The following is a 23160-nucleotide window of genomic DNA, read 5'->3' as shown; positions in this document are numbered from 1 at the left end:
CAAGCCCGCGCGCTCTGATAGAATACGTTTTTTTGATGTTTACCAGATTGCCTATCCATGACCTCTCGCAACCAGCAATTATTTGAAAAATCCCAGCAACTGATTCCAGGCGGCGTCAACTCTCCTGTGCGCGCGTTTCGCAGCGTGGGTGGCACGCCTATCTTCTTTAAAAAAGGGCTTGGCTCCAAGCTGTGGGATGTCGATGGCAAAGAATATATCGATTACATCAACTCTTGGGGGCCAATGATTCTGGGGCATGCGCATCCCGAGGTGATTGCTGCCGTACAGCAAGCGGCTGCCAACAGCCTGAGCTTTGGCGCGCCGACCGGCCTCGAGCTGGAAATGGCTGAACTGATTAACACGCTGGTGCCCAGCATGGAGCAAGTACGCCTGGTCAGCAGTGGCACCGAAGCCACCATGAGTGCGATCCGGGTAGCGCGCGGATTCACCAAGCGCAGCAAAATCATCAAGTTTGAAGGCTGCTACCACGGCCATGCCGATGCTTTATTAGTGAAGGCAGGCTCCGGGCTGCTGACCTTTGGCGAGCCAAGCTCTGCCGGGGTGCCGCCAGAGGTGGCTGCCCACACCTTGACGCTGGACTACAACAACCCACAAATGCTGAAAGACACCTTTGCCAGCATTGGGGATGAAATCTCCTGCGTGATTCTGGAGCCTGTGGTCGGCAATATGAACCTGATTGTGCCGCAACAGGAATTTTTACAAACCCTGCGCGAACTGTGCACACAGCATGGCACCGTGTTGATTTTTGATGAAGTGATGACCGGCTTCCGCGTGGCACTTGGCGGTGCACAAGCGCTCTACGGCATCAAGCCGGATATGACTACGCTTGGTAAAGTCATCGGCGGCGGCTTGCCAGTGGGTGCCTTTGGTGGCCGTAAAGACATCATGAGCGTGTTGGCACCATTGGGCCCGGTCTATCAAGCAGGCACGTTGTCGGGTAACCCGGTCGCCGTGACGGCAGGCCTGACCACCTTAAAGCTGGTACAAGCACCGGGCTTTTATGAAAAACTCACCGCACAAACCGCCAAGCTGACAGACGGCCTGACGCAAGCAGCCAAAGCCGCAGGCGTGTCCTTTAGCGCACAAAACGTAGGCGGCATGTTCGGCCTTTATTTCAGCGCCAGCCTCCCAGGCAGCTATGCTGAAATGATGCAGGCAGACAAAAACGCCTTTAACAAATTCTTTCACAGCATGCTGGACAGCGGCATCTATCTGGGTCCATCCGCGTTTGAAGCAGGCTTTGTTTCAGCCGCACATAGCGACGCAGATATTGCCCAAACCGTGCAAGCAGCAGCGACCGCTTTTGCGAGCCTCTAAATCAACCTTGATACATCCTGCGCGCGCATGCGTGCAGGTTTTTTTTCAAACACCGCGAATTACGCCTTTCTAGCTTACTGAAGCCAAACTGCGTTCCAGACGCAACTTTATAGTGTAAAAACCTGTTTTTTCAAATAAAAACACCGCAATCCTCACAAGCTCCTCATGCAACCTCACTTGCGCAATCGTCATTTTTAACGTTGTTTGCGGCCATTTTTAATGATAAATAAAAACCATTCTCAATTGAAATAAAAAAATGGATTTATCCGTTATTTAACGCAGGCTAAACAATTGAAATTGCTAAACTTTAACGGTATCATTGAAGGTTCCTCCAAATGTTTTGTAAGTGAAGAATCTGGCAATGGACATGCAGTCTGACAACAACGTGATGAGTGTTTCTCAAGATCCCGCAACCGCTCTGGACGACCAGTTTGGTTTAGCTCCTCAATCCCAGGGTTTATACGACAGACGCCACGAAAAGGATAGCTGTGGCGTGGGCTTTGTGGCCCATATTAAAGGCCAAAAGAGCCACGATATCGTCGCCAAGGGCCTGCAACTGCTGGACAACCTAACGCACCGCGGTGCGACCGGTTACGACCCGAAACTGGGTGACGGTGCGGGCTTGCTGATGCAAATGCCTGATACCTTCATGCGCGAAGAAGCGGCCAAGCTGGGCATGACCTTGCCTGCCGCAGGTGAGTACGCCGTGGGCCAGGCGTTCCTGCCACAAAATGCAGACAACCGCGCCAAATGCGAAGCCATTTTTGCGCAAATCATCGCTGAAGAAAACCAGACCTTGCTAGGCTGGCGCGATGTACCTGTCGACAACAGCAACATCGCGGATGCTGCACGCGCCGTTGAGCCGGTGATGCGCCAGGTGTTTATTGCCAGCACAACCGCTGACAGCACCGCCTTTGAACGCAAATGCTTTGTGATTCGCAAACGGATTGAGCACGCGATTCGCGCACTCAACCTGCAAGACAAAGCGCAGTTTTACATGCCTTCATTCTCTTCCCGCACGATTGTCTATAAAGGCATGCTGCTGGCGAATGAGGTGGGGGTTTACTATAAAGATTTGAAAGACGCGCGCGTCATCTCTGCATTGGCACTGGTACACCAGCGTTTTTCGACCAACACATTCCCTGCCTGGGATCTGGCTCACCCATTCCGCATGATTGCGCACAACGGTGAAATCAACACCGTGCAAGGCAACGTCAACTGGATGGCCGCCCGTCACGAAACCATGAAATCCGCCGTACTCGGCGAAGACTTGGAAAAGCTGTGGCCATTAATCGCCGAAGGCCAGTCTGACTCCGCCTGTTTCGACAACTGCCTGGAACTGCTGGTGGCTGGCGGTTACAGCCTGCCGCATGCCATGATGATGCTGATCCCGGAAGCCTGGGCTGGTAATCCATTGATGGATGAAGACCGCCGCGCCTTCTACGAATACCACGCTGCATTGATGGAGCCATGGGATGGCCCGGCTGCGGTTGCGTTCACCGACGGCAAAATGATTGGTGCCACCCTGGACCGTAACGGTTTGCGCCCGGCGCGCTACCTGGTCACAGAAGACGACATCGTGATGATGGCGTCTGAAATGGGCGTGATCACCTTCCCACAAGAAAAAATCGTTAAAAAATGGCGCTTGCAGCCAGGCAAAATGCTGCTGATCGACATGGAGCAAGGCCGCATCATTGATGACGAAGAAGTCAAAACAGAGTTGGCACAAGCCAAGCCTTACCGTCAATGGATAGCACAAACCCGCTTCCACCTGACCGAGTTACCCAATGTTGGCAACGGTCAAGTGAGCCTGAATGCGGACTTGCTGGACACACAACAAGCATTTGGTTATTCACAAGAAGACCTGAAGTTTGTGCTGCAACCGATGCTGGATAACGGCGAAGAAGGCTCTGGCTCCATGGGTAACGACGCGGCCCTGCCAGTGTTGTCCAACAAAGCCAAAACCTTGTACAACTACTTTAAACAGTTGTTCGCACAGGTTACTAACCCGCCAATCGACCCGATTCGTGAAGAGTTGGTTATGTCCTTGGTGACGTTTATTGGCCCTAAGCCTAACCTGCTGGCGGTTGATGAAACCAACCCGCCATTGCGCCTGGAAAGCAGCCAACCAGTATTGAGCCTGGATGGCCTGGAAAAACTTAAACAGATTGAGTCACTGACCAAAGGCCAGTTCAAGTCCATCGTACTCGATCTCACTTACGATGCCGCCCAAGGTAAAGCAGGCATGAAACAGGCACTGGATATATTGCATGACCAGGCCGAGAAAGCCGTGCATGACGGTTACAACGTCTTGATTCTGTCTGACCGCAGCGTGTCTGCCAGCCGCATCGCGATTCCAGCATTGCTGGCCTGTTCTGCCACCCACGAGTTCCTGGTCAAATCAGGCTTGCGCACCAGCACTGGCCTGGTGATTGACACCGGCTCAGCCCGTGAAGTACACCACTTTGCGCTGTTGGCGGGTTACGGCGCCGAAGCAGTGTGCCCATGGTTGGTGTATGAAACCATGAAGACCATGACCAGCGATGTTGAAAAAGCGGGCAAAAACTTCGTCAAAGCGATTGGTAAAGGCTTGTACAAAGTCATGTCCAAAATGGGTATCTCGACTTACCAGTCTTACTGCGGCGCACAGATTTTCGAAGCGATTGGCCTCAACAGCCAGTTTGTGAATGATTACTTCACTGGCACCGTGAGCCAGATTGAAGGTATCGGCCTGGAACAAGTGGCTGAAGAAACCGTGCGTTTGCATAGCCAGGCATTTGGTAGCGATCCCGTGTTGTCTAACGCGCTGGAAGCAGGTGGTGATTATGCCTTCCGTGTGCGTGGTGAAGAGCACTTGTGGACGCCACAGTCTATCAGCAAGCTGCAAAATGCGACCCGTACTGGCCAGTATGACACTTATAAAGAATATGCTGCACTGATTAACGACCAGACCCGCCGTCACATGACCTTGCGCGGCCTGTTCGAAATCAAACCGGCAGGCAAAGCGATTCCGCTGGATCAAGTGGAGTCTGCCAAAGACATCGTCAAGCGCTTTGCGACTGGCGCCATGTCACTGGGCTCCATCTCTACCGAAGCGCACGCGACTTTAGCCATTGCGATGAACCGTATTGGCGGTAAGTCCAACACTGGTGAAGGTGGTGAAGACGTTAAACGCTTTATTCCAGTACAAGTGGATTCGAGCATTGCCAAAGTACTGGGCTCCGACCTGATTGAAGCCGACGTAGCCTTGAAGGCTGGCGACTCTATGCGCTCACGCATCAAGCAAGTGGCTTCTGGCCGCTTTGGAGTGACGGCTGAGTACCTGAGCAGCGCTGACCAGATTCAGATCAAGATGGCACAAGGCGCTAAACCAGGTGAAGGTGGCCAATTACCAGGCCATAAAGTCTCCCCATACATCGCGAAACTGCGTTTCTCCGTGCCTGGCGTGGGCTTGATCTCACCTCCACCTCATCACGATATTTATTCGATTGAAGATTTGGCGCAGTTGATTCACGACCTGAAAAATGCCAATCCAAAAGCGTCTATTTCAGTGAAGCTGGTGTCAGAAACCGGGATTGGTACGGTGGCTGCCGGCGTGGCAAAAGCCAAGTCCGACCACATTGTGGTGGCTGGCCATGACGGCGGCACAGGCGCTTCACCGATTTCATCGATTAAGCATGCCGGTACGCCATGGGAACTCGGCCTGGCTGAAACCCAACAGACCCTGGTATTGAACCAGCTGCGCGGCCGCGTGGTATTACAAGTCGATGGTCAGATGAAAACTGGCCGTGACGTATTGATTGGCGCCCTGCTGGGTGCTGATGAGTTCGGCTTTGCCACCGCACCATTGGTGGTTGAAGGCTGTATCATGATGCGTAAGTGTCACTTGAATACCTGTCCGGTTGGCGTGGCGACACAAGATCCCGAGTTGCGCAAGAAATTTACTGGCCAGCCAGAGCATGTCGTTAACTACTTCTTCTTTGTGGCTGAAGAAGTGCGTGAGTTGATGGCCAGCATCGGGATTGCCAAGTTTGACGACCTGATTGGTCGAGCAGACTTGCTGGACATGAAAGCCGGTATCGAGCACTGGAAAATCAATGGCCTGGACTTCAGCAAAGTATTCCACCTGCCAGAAATGCCAGCCAGCGTGTCACGCAAAAACAATGATGTACAAGACCACGGCCTGGTCAAAGCGCTGGACAATCAATTGATTGAGCTAGCCAAACCAGCATTGGAAAAAGGCGAAAAAGTCAGTATCAACCTGCCTATCGTTAACACCAACCGTACCGTGGGCACCATGTTGTCACACGAAGTCGCCAGCCGTTATGGTCATGCAGGCTTGCCGGATGACACCATCAGTGTCAAATTTACCGGCACCTCCGGCCAGAGCTTCGCCGCATTTCTGGCCAAAGGCATCACGTTTGAGCTCACGGGTGAAGGTAACGATTACGTCGGTAAGGGCTTGTGTGGTGGTCGCATCATTATCAAACCGCCAGCGACCTTCCGTGGTTTGTCTTACGAGAACATTATTGTCGGCAACACCGTGATGTATGGTGCAACCACTGGCGAGAGCTTCTTGAGTGGCGTGGCAGGTGAACGTTTCTGTGTACGTAACTCAGGCGCAACCGCGGTCGTTGAAGGCGTTGGTAACCACGGCTGTGAATACATGACTGGCGGTACGGTACTGGTGCTGGGGCAAACCGGCCAGAACTTTGCGGCAGGCATGAGCGGCGGCATTGCTTATGTCTACGACATTGACGGCAAGTTTGCACAGCGTTGCAATATGAGCATGGTGTCGCTGGACAAAGTAGAAGCCGCTGAAGCCGATGTTGGTAAAGTGCAGCATCTGGGTCAGCCTGACGAAGTGATTTTGAAAGGTCTGATCGAACAGCATCTGGCACTGACAGGCAGCCCACGCGCCAAAGAGTTGCTCGCGGACTGGCCAGCGTCACGTGCGAAATTCGTTAAAGTGTTCCCTAACGAATACAAACGCGCACTGACCGAAATGGCTGCCGCTTCTGCCAAACAAGCGGCTTAATCGTTTTTGTTAATTGAATGCCCCGCGTGAAGCGGGGACTTTTTAAAGTTGCGTCCTCACGAAGCAACAGGGAAGAGATGATTTCACATGGGTAAAGTCACAGGTTTCATGGAATTTGAACGTCTGGCAGAAGAAAATCTACCGGTTCAAGAACGTGTTAAAAACTACAAAGAGTTCGTCCTGCATTTAACAGACGACCAAGCCAAACAGCAAGGTGCGCGCTGCATGGATTGCGGCATTCCTTTCTGTACCACCGGCTGTCCAATCAACAACATCATTCCGGACTGGAATGATCTGGTCTATCACCAGGACTGGCGGACTGCGATTGATGTATTGCACTCCACCAACAACTTCCCTGACTTTACTGGCCGCATTTGCCCGGCGCCTTGTGAAGCGGCCTGTACCCTGAACATCAATAACGACGCCGTCGGTATTAAGTCCATCGAGCACGCGATTATTGATAAAGCCTGGGAAAACGGCTGGGTCACGCCGCAGATCAACCAGAACAAAACTGGCAAACAGATTGCCGTGGTCGGCTCTGGCCCAGCAGGCTTGGCAGCGGCACAGCAATTGGCGCGTGCCGGCCACAGCGTAACAGTCCTTGAGAAAAATGACCGTATCGGCGGCTTGCTGCGCTACGGCATCCCTGACTTTAAACTGGACAAATCTGGCATTGACCGCCGCATGGCACAAATGGAAGCCGAAGGCGTGACTTTCAAAGTCAACCAGCACGTGGGCGAAAACGTCAGCGCGGCAGACCTTGAGCGTGAGTTTGACGCGGTGATTCTGGCCGGTGGCGCTGAGTTACCACGTGACCTGCCCGTGCCAGGCCGTGAACTCGATGGCGTGCATTTTGCCATGGACTTCTTAACCCCAAACAACAAAATGGTCGCCGGTGACACGGTGCCTAACCAGATCAAAGCCACCGGCAAACACGTCGTCGTCATCGGCGGCGGTGATACTGGTTCTGACTGCGTGGGCACCTCTAACCGTCATGGCGCTGCCAGCGTCACTCAATTTGAGTTGATGCCGCAACCACCAGAAAAAGAAAACAAAGCGCTGGTGTGGCCAAACTGGCCACTCAAAATGCGCACGTCCAGCTCACATGAAGAAGGCGCAGACCGTGACTGGTCGATCACCACTAAAGAGCTGATCGGCGAAAACGGCAAACTGACCGCGCTCAAAGGCGCACGCGTTGAGTGGAAAGACGGCAAAATGGTCGAAGTGCCTGGCTCTGAATTCACCATCAAAGCCGACCTGGTATTTTTGGCCATGGGTTTTGTTTCACCCGTGCAAAAAGTGCTGGACGTGTTTGGTGTAGAAAAAGACAACCGTGGCAATGTTAAAGCCACCACCGATGGCGAAGGCTGCTACAAAACCAGTAAAGCCAAAGTGTTTGCGGCAGGCGATATCCGCCGCGGCCAATCTCTGGTGGTCTGGGCGATTCGCGAAGGCCGTCAATGCGCACGCGAGGTCGATGCATTCCTGATGGGCAGCTCAACCCTGCCGCGCTAATTTAGCCGTTAGCCCTCTTAAAAACGCCGATGACTTTCATCGGCGTTTTTATTTGTCATAACGCAAAAAAACTGCATTCTTTCAGGTGAAAAAGCAGTTCGGCCTTTATAATCATGCTTTTACATATTTGTGACCTGCGCAGCGCTAAGTTGCGCTGCGCATAGCCGGTAATCAACTCAATGACCCAACTTCAAAACGACACCTTTCTACGCGCCCTGATGCGCCAACCGACGGAATACACGCCTGTCTGGATGATGCGCCAGGCTGGCCGCTATTTGCCAGAGTACCGGGAGAGCCGCAAAACCGCAGGCAGCTTTATGCAGTTGTGCCAAAGTCCAGCGTTTGCCACAGAAGTGACCTTGCAACCATTGGATCGTTATCCACAACTGGATGCGGCCATTCTGTTCAGCGACATCCTGACCGTGCCGGATGCGATGGGATTAGGCTTGTATTTTGAAGAAGGTGAAGGCCCGAAATTCGAGCGTACCTTGCAGGCGGAAGCAGATATTCTGAAGCTGCAAGTACCAGACATGGCCAAGCTGCAATATGTGTTTGACGCCGTCAGCAGCATCCGCAAAGCGCTCAATGGCCGTGTGCCATTGATCGGCTTCTCTGGCAGTCCATGGACGCTGGCGACCTATATGGTGGAAGGCAAAGGTGGCACTGACTTTCTGAATACCAAAAAAATGGGCTATGCCAGACCAGAATTGTTACATCATATTCTGGAGACCACGGCACAAACCGTGATTCAGTACCTGAATGCGCAAATTGAAGCAGGTGCGCAAGCGGTGATGATTTTTGACTCCTGGGGCGGCGCGCTGTCGCATGACGCCTATATTGAGTTTTCACTCAACTATATGCAAAAAATCGTCGCAGGCCTGACCAAAACCGCAGAAGGCAAACCAGTGCCTAGTATCGTCTTTACCAAAGGCGGTGGTTTGTGGCTGGAACAACAAGCGGCGATTGGTGCAGACGCGTTAGGCCTGGACTGGACCGTAGACCTAGCGCAAGCGCGCCAACGTGTCGGCCATCAAGTGGCGTTACAAGGCAATATGGACCCAGCCATTTTACTCAGCTCACCTGCGGCGATTGAAAAAGAAGTCGCGCGCATCCTTGCCAGCTACGGCAATGGTCATGGCCACGTGTTCAACCTGGGTCATGGCATCACACAGTGGACACCGCCTGAGCATGCGGCCTGCATGCTGGAAACCTTGCGTAAGCTGAGTCCGCAATACCATCGCTAATACACCAAGGGCTGCGTGATGCAGCCCTTAGCATTTAATGCGGGGCGCAAGCACTCGCTATCTGCGCCGGGCTCATCCGCCATAAATAATGATCGCGCACTTTGGCTTGTGGCTGGATGTTAGCGAGCAGCGGTAGATGGCTAGGATCGCCAGCAAGCCAGAGTGATTGATGCGCTTGCAAACGGCATATCTGCTGTGCCAATTGCTGATCGTTGAGCAGATTTTGGGCCGCGACTTGCGGATTAAAACGTTTGGCCTCAAGCAATTCCTTCTCCCAGCTATCATCCAATACCTCTTGCGCGGCCGCCTGCCAATCGGCAACAATCCAGGCTGGTTTAGATAAATGCAAATAAAATGGCAGGTCGAACTGATATTTACCCAGCATGACTAACTGATCTCCTGGCTGTACAAGGAGCTGTACCTGCATGGCCAATTGATAAGAAGCGACTTTTTTGGCGTGCTGCGTCACCGTCATTATCGCAATGACACAGGCGACGATGGCCACAAGCAATGTTAGCCACAGGCTGCGGCGCTTGAATGCGACCTCCTGACAGGCCTGCATCATCAATAACGCAGTGAGGGTCGCCAGTGCTGGCAATACTGGCATGATGTAACCCAGCGGCTTGGAGACTGGAATAGAAAAGAACAACAGAATAAAACTCATCCAGCACACCATCAGCAAGCCAATATCTCGCTGCATCGGTGTCCATAACTGCAGGTCACGCCAGCGAAATCTGAGCAACCATAATGACGAAGGCAATGTCAGTAGCAGCAATGCTGGCAGATAAAACCAGAACGGCTCCTGGTTGTTAAAGTTTGACCCAGCAAACCGCTGAAAATGATGATGGATGAAAAAGTAATCCAAAAAGCCTTTGAATTGAGATTCCATCAACCAAAACCAGGGGCTCACCAACAATAAAAAGACCGCAACCGCTGGCCACCAGAAAAAATGCTTGAGGTAAGTTAATCGTCTGCTTGCCAGCAACCAGCAAAAAACAACAGCGGCAGGCAAAACAATCCCGATCAAGCCTTTTGCCAGTATCCCGCCTCCCGCAAACAGCATAGTCAATATTAAATGATGCTCAGCAGGCCGCGCTTGTTCGATACTCCAGACAAACTCCGCTGCAGATAGAATAGTGAGCGAAATCATACAAGCGACCAGCATATCCAGATTGGCAAATTGCGCACCGGCAAAAAAGAAGGGCTGCGTGAGCAACACCGCACAGGCGATGACCGCCGTTTTTTTATTGAGCGCGTGGGATAAAAACCTGAATAGGGCAATGGTTATGATGATCGCTGACAACAGCGGCGCTACCCGGCTACAGAGCAACTGCGGGCCACAGGCGTTGAGGCTGGCCGCGGTGAGCCAGTAAAACAGCGGCGGTTTGTGAAAGTAAGGCAAACCATCAAGATGCGGCACTAACCAGTCGCCGGAGGTCAGCATTTCCCAGGCAATGCCAACATAGCGCCCTTCATCAGGTAACGCTAGCGGCCTCCATACCGTAGCGACGCCCAACCAAAGAATGATGACTGTCAACCAGACCAGACGACTGGTACTGACCCATTGTTTAAACCGACCTTGCGACATGCCTACCCGCTTTTTTTAATTAATTGTTCCCTGTATTGCTGACAGATAAAGCACCTCCTATTGGCTGGAAGTTATCGCGCTCAAGTCATCAATACCATGCAATTAGCAATCGGCATGCCGACAAAAAAGTCATTCACAATCAATCAGTTAAATAAAAATCAGCGAGAGACTCTGCATTTTTTGCAGTGCAGTCGTTTTCATCATGCAAACGCAATGCATTTTTTGCAGTACAGACGGGGATTTAGCCCCTATCGCGGCAATAAAAAAGCCTGCATATGCAGGCTTTTTTAAATACAGGATCAGACTACTTTAATGTCATACGAGATAGGGTCTCGTCTTTATCTATCCACTTATGTTTGAGCGCACCCACCACATGCACGATAAACACGGCCAGCAAAATATTCGCGAAAAGTTCGTGAGACTCTTTGAATACATCGCGTAAATCAGCATTATCCAGGCCACCAAACACCTCCATGCCAAACCACTTCAGACCAAACTTGCTGTAGAGCGTCATCAGCACGCCGCTCAGAGGTAAGGCCACCATCAGCAAGTAAAGCAAATGGTGCGCGCCGGTCGCCAATTTGCGCTCAAATGCGGAATAACTGGCAAGCATGGCAGGTGGCGTGTGGCTAATCCGCCAGTAAACCCGGAACAGGATCAACCACAGCAAGGTAAATCCAAGGGATTTATGCAAATTGAAATATAAGGTTCTCGCGCTGGCAGGCTCGGCCATTTGCCAGGTGTAGATGCCAAGATCGAACAAATCAAAAGCGGTTTGCTTGGGGCCGTCTTTAGGCAACTCGCCCATGTACCAGCCGAGGGCGAACATGGCAATGATCGCCAACCCGATCAGCCAGTGCAAAATAACGGCAACTTTGGTATATCGTTGCGTGGAACGCATATTTTCTCCTTGAAATTACGTGTGACAGCAGTCACTTTGTCATCATGAATGATTTGATTATGATGTATGAAACATTCATGGGCATATCGTCATGTTATCAAAAATCAAGCTATTGTGTGCCGGTGTTACATTCGCTTTTGTAACGCTGTGTACGCAAGTGCAAGCAGGCAGTTTCGAGCTCACCAAAGTGGCCGAAGGCGTCTATGTGCATCACGGTCAACATCTTGATATCGACGATGGCTATCAAGGTGATATTTGCAATATTGGCGTGGTGATTGGCAGCGAAGCCATTGCTGTGATTGACACGGGCGGTAGCAAACACACCGGCGAACAATTATTACAGGCGATCAAAGCCATCAGCCCGCTGCCAATACGCTATGTCATCAACACCCATGTGCACCCCGACCACACCTATGGCAACGCTGCGTTTCAACACGATGGCACCCACTTTGTGGGCCACGACAAACTGGCCAACACCATGCTGCTGCGCAAAGAGCAATACGAAAAGCTCAATGCGCGTCTACTGGGAGAGGCTGGCAAAGCCAGTGCCACGGTTCCGCCGGATACTGCCGTTCATGATCAATTGACGCTAGACTTGGGCGACCGCACCTTGCAACTCCAGGCACAACGCGTTGCCCACACGCACACTGACTTAACCGTGCTGGATACTAAAACCAACACCTTGTTTACGGGCGACCTGCTGTTTGCCCAGCGCACACCTGTGTTGGAGGGTGATATCAAAGGCCTGATTGCCGCGCTTGAACACATCAACCAGTCACCCTATGCCCTGATCGTCCCGGGCCATGGCCTGGAGAGCAAAGATCAGCCCACCATCATTGGCAATGAACTGCGCTACCTCAATTTACTGCTGGCTGACGTCCGCAGCAGTATCAAAAAAGGCATCAGCATGGAGCAAACCATGGACACCGCAGCGGCCTCAGAACATGAGAAATGGCGATTGTTCGACATTGCCAACCGCCGCAATGTCAATGTAATCTACCCGCAGCTCGAGTGGGAATAGGCGCCGGATTACAAAAACTTCTTCGCCAACCTGGCCTGCTGTTTTAAGCCTAGATTGACCAGGCTGGGCGCCAAGCCATTGAGCCAGGCGAAGAAGCTTTGTGGCTGGCCGATAAACAGCTCTTGTTTGTCTTTTTGTAAGGCCTGTACGATCTTATCGGCTACTTTTTGTGGATGATCCACGGCCTGCCCGGAAGCCTGCCACATGGCGTTGGTGCGGTCATCGTTCATGGGCGTGGCAATCGCGCGCGGCGCGATATAGGTGATGCCAATACGGCTATCGACCAGCTCGCGGCGCAAGGCCTGGCTAAAGCCATGGATGGCAAATTTGCTTGCACAATAGGTCGCAAAATGGGGAAAGCCCAATGAGCCAAAAATAGAGCCGACAAATGCCAGATGACCATGCCCGCGTTGCAAGAAGTAGCTGACAAATTCACGGCTCAACACCAGTGTGGCGGTCACATTGGTATGCACGATGTTATCGATGCTGACCTCGGTTTGCGCGGCAAACTCGGTGAATTCGATCATCCCGGCATTGTTAATCAGTAAATCCACATGCCCCATCTCACGCAACGATTGTTTTAACACCTGGCTGGCCATATTGGGCTGGGCAAGGTCGGTGACAATAATATGCGACTTGCCGCCCTGTGCTGCGACGCGTTTTTGCAGCGCATGCAGTTTGACCGGATCACGCCCGACCAGGCCGACGATAGCGCCTTGCGTGGCGAGCGAAAGGGCTAACACGGAGCCCAGGCCACCAGTGGCGCCTGTTAACACGACATGCAGGTTACGTAAATCCATCATGCACTCCTAGGCAGCCGCGACCAGCGGTTGGCTGGCAGCGGCCTGTGTCGCCACATGTTTAAAAATATCGCCATACAGGCGGTAAAAACGCTTGGCAGCATGAATAATCATCTGCTGATCTTCTGGCTTGGTCACCTGGTTCATCAGGCCCTCGTAAAAAGTGACATGGCTGAGATCTAGCGAGCCATGTGAAAACAGGTAGCTAAAGGCTTTTTTTGGCAGCTTGAGCGCCTGCATGATCTTTTCACCGGCTTGGGTGGCGACCGCCGTGCTGGTGCCTTCAAGTACCAGCACCATGCCAAAAAACCCCAAGGGATTAACGCGGTTGATCATGTCGTAAGCATAGGCCACCATCACTTCGGTTTCATGACAGGCGGCATCGGCAGCGGTCGCGCTATTTCGCACAGACTCTTTATCGCCACCACTCGCGGCAATATCATTGAGCACCCATTCCTGATGACCCATTTCTTCTTCGATATATTCACCAATGGCGGTACGCAGCCACTCATACTCACCACTCAAACGGCCCCCACAAGCCATGAGCAAAGGCGTGGTATGCTTGACGTGATGATAGGCCTGGGTGAGAAATATGCGATAAGTCTCCAGCGTGATATTGCCTTGTGCGCCTTGCACAATCAGTGGCAAGGTCATCAAGGCATGACGCTCCTGCTCTGTCTCGCTCAGTAATTGCTGATAAAAAGTCATTTAAATTCCTTCATAGATAGTGTCGATGTCAGTCGCATAAGCGGCTGCAATCGCATCACGTTTTAAGCGGCCATTGGCCGTGAGTTGTCCGTTATGCGGGCTGAATGGCTGCCTGGCAAACACCACATCGCCCACTTGCGCGTAATCCGGCAATTGTTGATTCACCTGCGCAATGGCCTGCGCCACCTGCTCAGCGCTGCACTGCGGCTGTGGTACCACAATCGCCACATTAAACGGCCTCGCTTCTCCAAACACACACACCTGCAGCAATGCTGGCTGGTGTATCAATGTACTCTCCACCCACTCAGGCGACACATTGCGCCCAAACGAGGTAATAAACATATTTTTCTTTCTGCCTGAGAGATACCAGTAGCCCTCATCATCCTGATAAGCCAGGTCGCCGGTTGCCAGATAGCCTTCTTCGTCCAGCACCGGCGTGGCTATGCCGCCTGCGGGCTGGGTATACCCATCATACAGCGCGCCTTTTACCCAAAGTTCACCGGTAAGATCGACGCGTAACTGCACATGGGGCAAGGGTTTGCCGATGCTGCCCGGCTTGTGTGATTGCGGCGTATTCAGTGCCACCACAGACCCACATTCAGACAAGCCATATCCTTCAAAGACAGGCAAGCCTAGCGCATGCGCTTGCAGAATCAGCGCGGGCACTACCTTGGCACCGCCGACGGCCACAAAGCGCAACGGCGTCAGCGCGGCCTGTCCGGCTTGCATATAGGTCACCAGCGCACGCAGCAATTCCGGGATCAGAATCGCTGTCGTCGCACGGCTGCCTTGCAACCCTTGATATAAGTGGCTGATCTCAAACTGGCTACCGCTAAACCCTACGGCCTGGCATGAATACACCACGACGGTGGCTCCGGCAATCAGGCTGGCATAGACCCCTGCCACGTTTTCCAGCAAGGTGGCCAGCGGCAACACGCAAAAATGGCGATCAGCGGCACCTGGCTGTATCAAGGTGGTAATAGAGCTCGCGACCTGCCACATGGTCTGGGCTGACAAACATACACCTTTAGGCGCCCCAGTGGTGCCAGAGGTATAGGTAATTTTATCGGCTGCCGCCAGGCGATCATCGGCATGCACACGTAACACTGCCACGGTTTGACCCGCTACCTCCCACTCAGCAAGCAGCGTACTGCCTGGGTAAAGCGATTGCCAGGCCGCGGGCATATCGGTGAATACCAGGCTCACCCCAGCATCTGCAATCGCGTGCTGTTTTTGCGCCGCCGTAAAAAATGCGGGCACGGGGACGTTGCTGCAACCAGCGGCCAGTATCGCCAAATCCAGCGTAATCCAGGCCGGGCTATTATCCAGCGCCAACGCCACAGTAGCCTGGTTTGTCAGCGCCTTCAAAGCATCAGACAGCCGTGCAACTTCAGCCACCAGCGCACTGTAAGTCAGCTGCGCAGTTTGCCCTTCGAGGGCAACGCGTGTCGGTGCTTGTATGGCCTGCGTCTGAATCTGTTGTAATAGCATGATGGTGATGAGTGCTTATATTGGTGACTTGAGTATGGTCAGTTACAAAGGATCCGCCACACCACGAATGGCGACAATCTGCGGCGTATGTTTGTAATAACTGCCCCACTTGGCGCGCTCTTCTGCACTCAATCGCTCCGGATTGGCCATGGCCAGCGGAAACAGATCGACAACGCCTTTAATTAATCCATTTTGCAGACTGTGATGTGCGGTCGCTACGCCCCACGGCAGGTTCATGCTCAAACTATGCTGAATCACATGTGCAATCAGTACCCCGGCATTGCGCGGATTGGCTACCGCCAGGTTACCAATGTAGGTAATTTCGGCGCGGCTGATGACCCGGTCCAGTTCGCGCGACATCAACTGCTCAATCGGTTCATCCAGATACTGCTCAAGAAACAAGCTTTCTTGCGCCGCATTGCACAAGCCGAATGCGGCCATCAACACGCCGCTTGCATCGCGCAACGCCACCAGCTGCGGCATAAAGTGACTGACTTCTGCACCATACACCTGCTTAAACACAGCCGCGATAAAAGCCTCCACCTCTTGGCGGCACGGCGCCCCACGTTCAACCAAATGACCTGTAATCTCATTCACTTGATATCTTTTTGCCTGGGCAAAATTCCTCAACTCATAAGCAGATGACGCATGATAAAACGATGTATTTGACTCCGAATGCAGCATTTCATTTCTCTCGCTGAAAACAATCTTGTTCAGCTAACTGCAAATGCCATGCCAGAGATAATTACTCATAATAATCATACAGTTACATACTGGCAATGCAGCCATACTCTGCACTTTTTGCAGATAGATTGCCATGCATTTCATTCATAACCTGCATTTTTTGCAGTCCTCTGAAAAGAAAATCATGTTTATTAGCGATTAAAATGATAATTTTTCAAAACAAAATCAGTCACTTAAGCAAGCACACATCAACCTGATTATAAAGTGGCACATCACTTGCATTTATCGTCAAACTTGTTTGAAAAAGTGGTGTAACCTCACACTAGTCTGGCTATCAACTATTTTCAAAAAATAACAACCCGTTGCACTGAGCGAACCACACAAAATAGACATGATAAAAAGTCCTTGGTTACCCAAGCCAACCCTGGCCGCACTCTGGTGCATGTTGATCGCATTGGCGATTGCCATCATCTGGCTGGCGAATGCGACCGCTATCGACCTCATGCTGGCTGACCAGCAGTTTGACTTCGCCCAACACAGCTTTACGCAAAAGCATGTGTTTTTCTATGAAACGGTGATGCATGTCTATGCCAAACACCTGTTTACCGTGGTCTGGATCGTGCTGGCCTTGCTGGCCTGGCTGCCAGCGCGCCTGCTTGGTCATCGCCTTGCCGCGACTACCCGCTACAAACTGCGCTGGATCGTCTTGTTAGCCTTATTCAACGCCATCATCGTCTCTTGGCTCAAACATCAGATGCCACATGCCTGCCCATGGGACATTGTCCGCTACGGCGGCACCGCGCCCTGGGTGCCGACATTCACCAGCCATCCGCCACTCGAAGCCGGTCACTGCTTTCCGGCAGGACATACCACCAGCGGCATCTGGCTGGCTGCACTTAGCCTGCTGTGGTTACCACAAGCACCGCGCAAGGCCTTATTGGTGGCCATCGCCGGACTCGCCATCGGCCTGGCGCTGGGCTGGGCACAGCAAATCAGAGGTGCCCACTTTTTATCGCACACCCTGACCTCGCTGTGGCTGATGTGTAGTTGGTTATTACTGGTATTCACTTTTTCCAAAAGTCGTATTTAATAGAGTCGTATTTAATGAAGATGTTCACCATGCTCACCCGCGCGCTGCGCGCATTGTTTACCCCACAAATCTGCCTGATCTGGGGCGCGAGCCTTTGGCTGATGCTGACCAGCAACCATGCCTTATTTGAACATCTGCTCAACCTTTACCCTTGGAACGCCCATAACGCTGGCTTTATCGTCAGCATCGGCCTGTTTTTTACCTTTAGCATCACCTTATGGCTGATGCTGCTCGCACATGGCAAATCGGCGCGCTGGGTGTTAGCTATCATCCTGCTGTCGGCGGCCTGGGCTGCGTATTACATGGATGAGTTTGGCGTCATTATCGACCACGTGATGCTAGATAACGCTGCGAAAACAGACACCCAGGAAGTGATGGGGCTGCTGTCTTGGGGCTTTGTAATCAAAATGCTATTGCTGGGTGTGCTGCCTGCATGGGTGCTGATCAAAAAAGTGCCCGCACGCTTTTTTCAGCGCGACCCCATCATGGTGCGCATTAAACAGATCGCCTTACTTTTAGTGGGGATGATATTGGTGGTGATGCCATGCAGCGCCGACTACGCTACGTTTGTGCGTGAGCATAAAATGGTCCGCATGTATGCCAATCCGACGTTTTTTCACTACTCTCTGGTGAAATGGGCGTCAAAAAAGATATTTGCTCATAGCATCTCCGGCCTGCAAAAAACAGCGACGGATACGGTCAATGTTGAAGCCGACCAGCATCATGAGTTAATCATTATGGTGGTGGGTGAAACGGCCCGTTTTGACCGCTTTTCGCTCAACGGCTATCCACGCGACACCAACCCCAGACTGAGTAAAGAGGCGGTTGTGAGCTTTAAACAAGTCAGCTCTTGCGGCACCTCGACTGGCGTCTCTGTGCCTTGCATGTTTTCAATGCTGACCAGAAAGCAATATGACGAAGACAAAGCCTTACATATGGAGAATGCGCTGGATGTACTCCACCGCGAAGGCGTGAAAGTATTGTGGCGGGACAACAACTCTGACTCCAAAGGTGTCGCCTTGCGCGTCCCTTACGAAGACTTCCGCTCCCCAGCGCACAACCCGGTGTGTGACGACAACGAATGCCGTGACATTGGCATGCTGAGCGGGCTGGATAAGTTTGTTGAAAAAAACAAAGACCACGACATCCTGATCGTGCTGCATCAGATGGGCAATCACGGCCCGGAATACTATCGTCGCTATCCAGATGCGTTCAAGAAATTCACGCCGATTTGCAAAACCGGCCGCTTGTCAGAATGTTCGCAACAAGAAATTGACAACTCGTATGACAACGCGATTTTGTATACCGATTACTTTTTGTCAGAAGTGATTCAATTTTTGAAAAAATATGACAGCAAGCGCGAAACCGCCATGCTGTATGTCGCGGATCACGGCGAGTCACTCGGTGAGCACGGTATTTACTTGCACGCAGCGCCCTATATGATTGCACCCAAAGAACAAACCCACGTACCGGCGATTTTGTGGGTAGGCCAGCATTTTGACTACCAGCTGCCACAAATCACGCCCTACGCCGAGTATACCCTCAGCCATGATGATGTATTTTGCACCTTGCTGACCGCCTATGAACTGAAATCAGAGGTATGTCATGCGGAGTTTGGCTGGCTGGCACAAAACCGCGAGCTACAAGAGGAACAGCGCAAACACCTGCACCCCATCAAAGCAAGCGGCACTAATTAGCGCTATCGCAGCGCAACGCTGGCAGCTCTGAGGTCAGCTTGCTGGGCGTGAGCCAAAACAAGGGCTTGATGCGCTCATCAACATGACACGCATCAATATAGCCAATCGCGCCATCGGTTTCTGCCACATAGCGGATCATGGCCTCTTCGGATTGCACGGTGTAAGGCGGCTGCACGCCATGAAAATACAAACCGTTCCAGTAGTTCACCTGTGACCGTGGTGTGCTGTGCAACACGAGTTGCGAAAACTTTAAGCGCAACGGATGTTCACTGTGCAAATTCACTGGGTGCAAAGCCTGGCCGTGCGAGGCGTAGAGTTTCTTGCGCCAGAAGATCAGCCCCAGCTCATCAGCATGGATGTCCGGGGCCAGCACGGCCTGTGCAGGCACAATCACCGCAATCACGCGGTTATCCTCCACCGCCTCTGCTGCCAGCACGACGAACAGGCCGATTACGCAAGCAGCCTGCCGCCAGCGACGCAGATTGAATATCATACGGGGCTGCATTAAAACATCACCGCAAAAGAAGCCACAAAGCCGCGCGGCACATCTTCATACTCACCGCTACCGCCGACAAACTCAAACTTCAGCAATTGGTTAGGTTTGACCCGTTTGGTCATCCCCAGCACCCAGCGGTCGGCGTTTTTGCTATCTACCTCATGCAAGGTTTCCAGTCGCGTGATCCAGTACCACTCACTGCCGAGTGAATAAGCACTTTGCACATAAGCGCCACTGCCGCCATCATCGCCGCCCGAGGTTTTACGCTCATACACCTCACCGCTGAACTCCCAGCGATTAAACTCCAGCAAAAAGTCCAGGCCATACAAGTGATAAGTCGGCGAGCCAGATATATCCTTTTGATAGCTCATGACATTCAGACCCAAGGTATTGAGCCCTGCATTGTTGCCACTTAAGCCAAGAATATTATTAAATGCGAGGCGCGCGCCTTTCACCTCACGATGGATGATTTCATCACCGTCCTGACGCTGGTCTTTCAATGCTTCCGCATAGACCTGATACTCCATATCCATATGGCTGATCGGCAAACTGCCAAACAGCATGGCGCCGTTGATACTCGATGGAAAAAAGCGGGTTGTCACCAAAGGGCGGCTAGCAGTCCACACCAGAGGTGGCGCATGCAATTGATTCCAGCGTCCCACCGGCGTTAGAAAGCGGCCCAAGCGGACATTGGCTTTTTCATTCAGGTTGTAGTCAAAATAAAAACGCTCTAGGTCGAGATAACTCTGCTTGGTGTTGATCCCTTGATGGTGATCGTAAGCAAGCGGGTCTTCGAGCTCCAACTCACCAAAAAACTTGACGCGCGTGCCTTGGTCCCAGGTCAGGATCATGCTCACTTGATTGAGCTTGAGTTGTGAGGTTTCCGTGCGCGGCAGACGCGCATCCATGCTGGTGTATCCACCCAAGTGAAAGCCACGCCAGAAGTCGTCAGCCTCTTCGGCCACAACTGGCTTGCATAGCATACACAGGCTGATTACACTGAGCGTAAGCAGACTGCTTAACAGAGCTGATCTATTCATAGCGAACCTATGATACTGATCCATGATGACCGTTTCGGCAAAAAACATTTAACCTCTATTTTCTCACATCTCATGCGCTTTCAATCGCCCCTGACTATCCGCAAAATGCTTTTAATTGCATTTTTGCTGGCTGGCTTGCTGCCAGTGCTGATGGTGAGTTTGCTGAGCTTTTATCAGGCCAGGCAGGCGTTGCGCGTTGAAATTCAGCACGACCTGCAAACCACGGGGAATGCGGTGGCAGAGCACGTAGACCGCGTGATGAACGAGCGTGTCCAGAATGTACGCAGCTGGAGCCAGTTAGCCATCATGCAAGACTTGTTGATTGGCGACATTGATAAACGGCTATCGATCTTTTTGGCTGAGACCAGACGCAGCTATGCCGAGCAATATATCAGCCTGGATGTGGCAGATTTGCAAGCACACATTATCGCCTCCAGCCGCCCTGCCAACATTGGCCAGACCCTACACACGCCGCCAGTGTGGATGTCATTTCGTGACAATGGCCAAACCATCACCATCTATCATCTCAGCCATCACCAGTTGATGATCTCGGCGCCGATCTTTTCGCAAAACACGCTGCAACCGATGGGGCACTTGATGGCCACCTTTAACTGGCAAGTGATTGAAAATCTGCTGGACCACGCGGCGCAACATAGTACAGAACTGGCGCTGTTCGACAATACACAACACATGCTGGCGCAATCCCGCCTGTGGTCAGAGCAGAAACACAGCCTGCATGCCAAAGCCGCGTTAACCAGCCGCTTGCCGCTCAATGGCTGGCAGATACACCTCAACAAAGACCATGATGTGGCGGTCGCGCCCGTACACCGTTTAGGCATGATTTTTATCGCCTTGCTTGGCGCGATTCTGGTGTTTTCGGTCTTACTGGTGCGGCCCCTGGCACAAAATATCAGCCGTCCGCTAGAAACACTCACGCGTTATGTACAACGCTTTCGCCAGCCCGGTAGCCAACCACCCGCCGCCAGCGGTCCGGCAGAGGTGCAATCCTTGCATCAGGCATTCACGCAAATGGCCAGCGACCTGGCCGAGTCAGAGCAGCAACTCACCCGCGCGGCCAAATTAGCCGTGGTTGGCGAAATGGCCGCTGCCATGAGCCACGAGGTCCGGACACCGCTAGGCATCATGCGCTCGTCAGCCGATGTGCTATTAAGAGAGCCGCAACTCAGTGCCGATGGCCGCGAAGTACTTGGATTTATTATTTCGGAAACCGAACGCCTGAATAAGCTGGTGAGTGCCCTGATTGACGCGGCCCGCCCACGACTACCGAATAAAATCCCCGTAGACCTGCAAGCCCATTTACAACATGTGGTTGCCATGTTGCAAAAACCAGCGCAGGACAAACAGATCAGCCTCACCCTGCAAGCCACACAGCCCATCACCATCGCCGCCGACCAGGACCAGATGACACAAGTACTGGTCAACTTGCTGATGAATGCGATTCAAATTTTGCCGGCAGGCGGACACATCAACCTGCAACTCTCAGCAGACAGTCAAAGCGCTTATATTGCCGTTGCCGATGACGGCCCTGGTGTGCCGCCCACGCAACAAGAGCATTTATTTGAAGCCTTTTTTACCCAGCGCGCTGGCGGCGTCGGCTTGGGGCTGGCCGTGGTCAAGCAAATCATAGAAGCGCACAATGGTACAATCAGCTATAGCACCAGCGCCTGGCAAGGCGCCCAATTTAACTTATCACTTCCGTTAGCGACCGCATAACCATGTCCACCCCGCAACATACTATTTTGGCTGTAGACGACGAACCGCATATGCGCAGGCTACTGGAAATCAGCTTGCGCCAGGCCGGTTACCGCGCCCTGTCTGCGGGCAATGGCCGCGAAGCGCTTGAGCTCATACAACAACAGCAAATTGACCTGGTCGTGAGTGACTTGCACATGCCGGGCATGAGTGGTTTGCAATTACTGGAAGCGATACGCAAACAATACGAGCGGCTGCCTTTTATCATGGTGACCGCGCAAGGGGAAATTAAAACCGCAGTCGAAGCGATGAAACTGGGCGCCAGTGATTATATTTTGCGGCCGTTTGAACTCGAAACCCTCGAAATCGCCATCCAGAAAGCGTTGGCAGTCAATCGTATCCAGCTCGAAAACGCTTTTCTTAAGGAAAGCAGCCAGTCAGCGGTGACCGGCCTGATTGGCAACAGTGTGCCCATGCAGTCACTGAAACAAATGATCCAGCAAGTGGCGCCTGAGCGGGCGACGGTGTTTATTGTCGGCGAAACCGGTACGGGTAAAGAGCTGGTAGCGAAAGCGCTGCACGATGCGTCACCGCGAAAGTCAGAACTTTTCGTGGCGGTAAACTGTGCGGCGATTCCGGTCGACATTCTGGAATCTGAATTGTTTGGCCATGAAAAAGGCGCGTTTACTGGTGCCGTCAAAGAGCGCGTCGGCAAGTTTGAACTGGCCAATGGCGGCACGCTGTTTCTGGACGAAATCACAGAAATGCCTATTCAATTACAGTCTAAGTTATTGCG

General features: G+C 52.4%; 17 protein-coding genes. 9 read left to right on the top strand and 8 right to left on the bottom strand.

Annotated elements, in window-relative coordinates:
• Positions 1 to 57: 57 nt before the first annotated feature.
• From hemL to hemE, 4 genes are all read left to right on the top strand, one after another.
• Positions 58 to 1338: a glutamate-1-semialdehyde 2,1-aminomutase gene (gene hemL / locus E6Q52_RS12340; RefSeq protein WP_292822471.1), complete on the top strand. Its 1281-nt coding sequence runs from the start codon at positions 58 to 60 to the stop codon at positions 1336 to 1338.
• A 367-nt stretch (positions 1339 to 1705) separates the two neighbouring features.
• Positions 1706 to 6376 (top strand): glutamate synthase large subunit, encoded by a 4671-nt coding sequence (gene gltB, locus E6Q52_RS12335; RefSeq protein ID WP_292822520.1) that lies wholly within the window; start codon positions 1706 to 1708, stop codon positions 6374 to 6376.
• Between the two features lie 87 nt (positions 6377 to 6463).
• A complete protein-coding gene (locus E6Q52_RS12330) occupies positions 6464 to 7891 on the top strand; it encodes a glutamate synthase subunit beta (protein WP_292822469.1) in 1428 nt (475 codons plus the stop codon).
• A gap of 179 nt (positions 7892 to 8070) precedes the next feature.
• Entirely contained in the window at positions 8071 to 9135 is a 1065-nt protein-coding gene (gene hemE / locus E6Q52_RS12325) for a uroporphyrinogen decarboxylase (RefSeq protein WP_292822467.1), read from the top strand.
• A gap of 34 nt (positions 9136 to 9169) precedes the next feature.
• Here the strand turns inward: hemE and E6Q52_RS12320 are convergent, their stop codons facing one another.
• Together E6Q52_RS12320 and E6Q52_RS12315 are read right to left on the bottom strand one after the other, a co-directional pair.
• Positions 9170 to 10723, bottom strand: coding sequence for a glycosyltransferase family 39 protein (locus E6Q52_RS12320; RefSeq protein ID WP_292822465.1), 1554 nt, complete (start codon positions 10721 to 10723; stop codon positions 9170 to 9172).
• Between the two features lie 304 nt (positions 10724 to 11027).
• Complete coding sequence (locus tag E6Q52_RS12315; protein WP_292822463.1) at positions 11028 to 11624, bottom strand: cytochrome b; 597 nt, start codon at positions 11622 to 11624, stop codon at positions 11028 to 11030.
• A 91-nt stretch (positions 11625 to 11715) separates the two neighbouring features.
• On the opposite strand from E6Q52_RS12315, the gene E6Q52_RS12310 reads away from it, so the two are divergent.
• Positions 11716 to 12645: a quinoprotein relay system zinc metallohydrolase 2 gene (locus E6Q52_RS12310; protein ID WP_292822461.1), complete on the top strand. Its 930-nt coding sequence runs from the start codon at positions 11716 to 11718 to the stop codon at positions 12643 to 12645.
• Between the two features lie 8 nt (positions 12646 to 12653).
• Here E6Q52_RS12310 and E6Q52_RS12305 read toward each other — a convergent pair whose 3' ends face one another.
• Genes E6Q52_RS12305 through E6Q52_RS12290 form a run of 4 tightly spaced genes read right to left on the bottom strand, consistent with a single transcriptional unit; the run spans position 12654 to position 16241 of the window.
• On the bottom strand, positions 12654 to 13445 hold the full coding sequence (locus tag E6Q52_RS12305) for an SDR family oxidoreductase (protein WP_292822459.1): 792 nt from the start codon (positions 13443 to 13445) through the stop codon (positions 12654 to 12656).
• A gap of 9 nt (positions 13446 to 13454) precedes the next feature.
• On the bottom strand, positions 13455 to 14153 hold the full coding sequence (locus E6Q52_RS12300) for an iron-containing redox enzyme family protein (protein WP_292822457.1): 699 nt from the start codon (positions 14151 to 14153) through the stop codon (positions 13455 to 13457).
• A complete protein-coding gene (locus E6Q52_RS12295; RefSeq protein WP_292822455.1) occupies positions 14154 to 15644 on the bottom strand; it encodes an AMP-binding protein in 1491 nt (496 codons plus the stop codon).
• Between the two features lie 42 nt (positions 15645 to 15686).
• Complete coding sequence (locus E6Q52_RS12290; RefSeq protein WP_292822453.1) at positions 15687 to 16241, bottom strand: thermostable hemolysin; 555 nt, start codon at positions 16239 to 16241, stop codon at positions 15687 to 15689.
• A gap of 478 nt (positions 16242 to 16719) precedes the next feature.
• Here E6Q52_RS12290 and E6Q52_RS12285 point away from each other — a divergent pair, with 478 nt between their 5' ends.
• Both E6Q52_RS12285 and E6Q52_RS12280 read left to right on the top strand, forming a co-directional pair.
• Entirely contained in the window at positions 16720 to 17418 is a 699-nt protein-coding gene (locus E6Q52_RS12285; RefSeq protein ID WP_292822451.1) for a phosphatase PAP2 family protein, read from the top strand.
• Between the two features lie 14 nt (positions 17419 to 17432).
• Positions 17433 to 19115 (top strand): phosphoethanolamine transferase, encoded by a 1683-nt coding sequence (locus E6Q52_RS12280; protein WP_292822449.1) that lies wholly within the window; start codon positions 17433 to 17435, stop codon positions 19113 to 19115.
• Here E6Q52_RS12280 and E6Q52_RS12275 read toward each other — a convergent pair.
• Together E6Q52_RS12275 and E6Q52_RS12270 are read right to left on the bottom strand one after the other, a co-directional pair.
• A complete protein-coding gene (locus E6Q52_RS12275; protein WP_292822447.1) occupies positions 19108 to 19608 on the bottom strand; it encodes a hypothetical protein in 501 nt (166 codons plus the stop codon). The two genes, E6Q52_RS12280 and E6Q52_RS12275, sit on opposite strands and share 8 nt — an antisense overlap.
• 11 nt (positions 19609 to 19619) lie before the next feature.
• Positions 19620 to 20651 carry a hypothetical protein gene (locus E6Q52_RS12270; protein WP_292822445.1) on the bottom strand — a complete coding sequence of 344 codons (1032 nt, stop codon included), beginning with the start codon at positions 20649 to 20651 and terminating at the stop codon, positions 19620 to 19622.
• A gap of 9 nt (positions 20652 to 20660) precedes the next feature.
• On the opposite strand from E6Q52_RS12270, the gene E6Q52_RS12265 reads away from it, so the two are divergent.
• Complete coding sequence (locus E6Q52_RS12265) at positions 20661 to 22385, top strand: HAMP domain-containing sensor histidine kinase (protein WP_292822443.1); 1725 nt, start codon at positions 20661 to 20663, stop codon at positions 22383 to 22385.
• Positions 22386 to 22387: 2 nt separating this feature from the next.
• A partial coding sequence (locus E6Q52_RS12260; protein ID WP_292822441.1) for a sigma-54 dependent transcriptional regulator occupies positions 22388 to 23160 on the top strand: 773 nt, incomplete at its 3' end.

Source organism: Methylophilus sp. (assembly GCF_008015755.1).
In the GTDB taxonomy this organism is placed as follows: Bacteria; Pseudomonadota; Gammaproteobacteria; order Burkholderiales; family Methylophilaceae; genus Methylophilus.
Note: the sequence above shows the minus strand (reverse complement) of the source record. Positions and strands in the feature narration are given on the sequence as shown.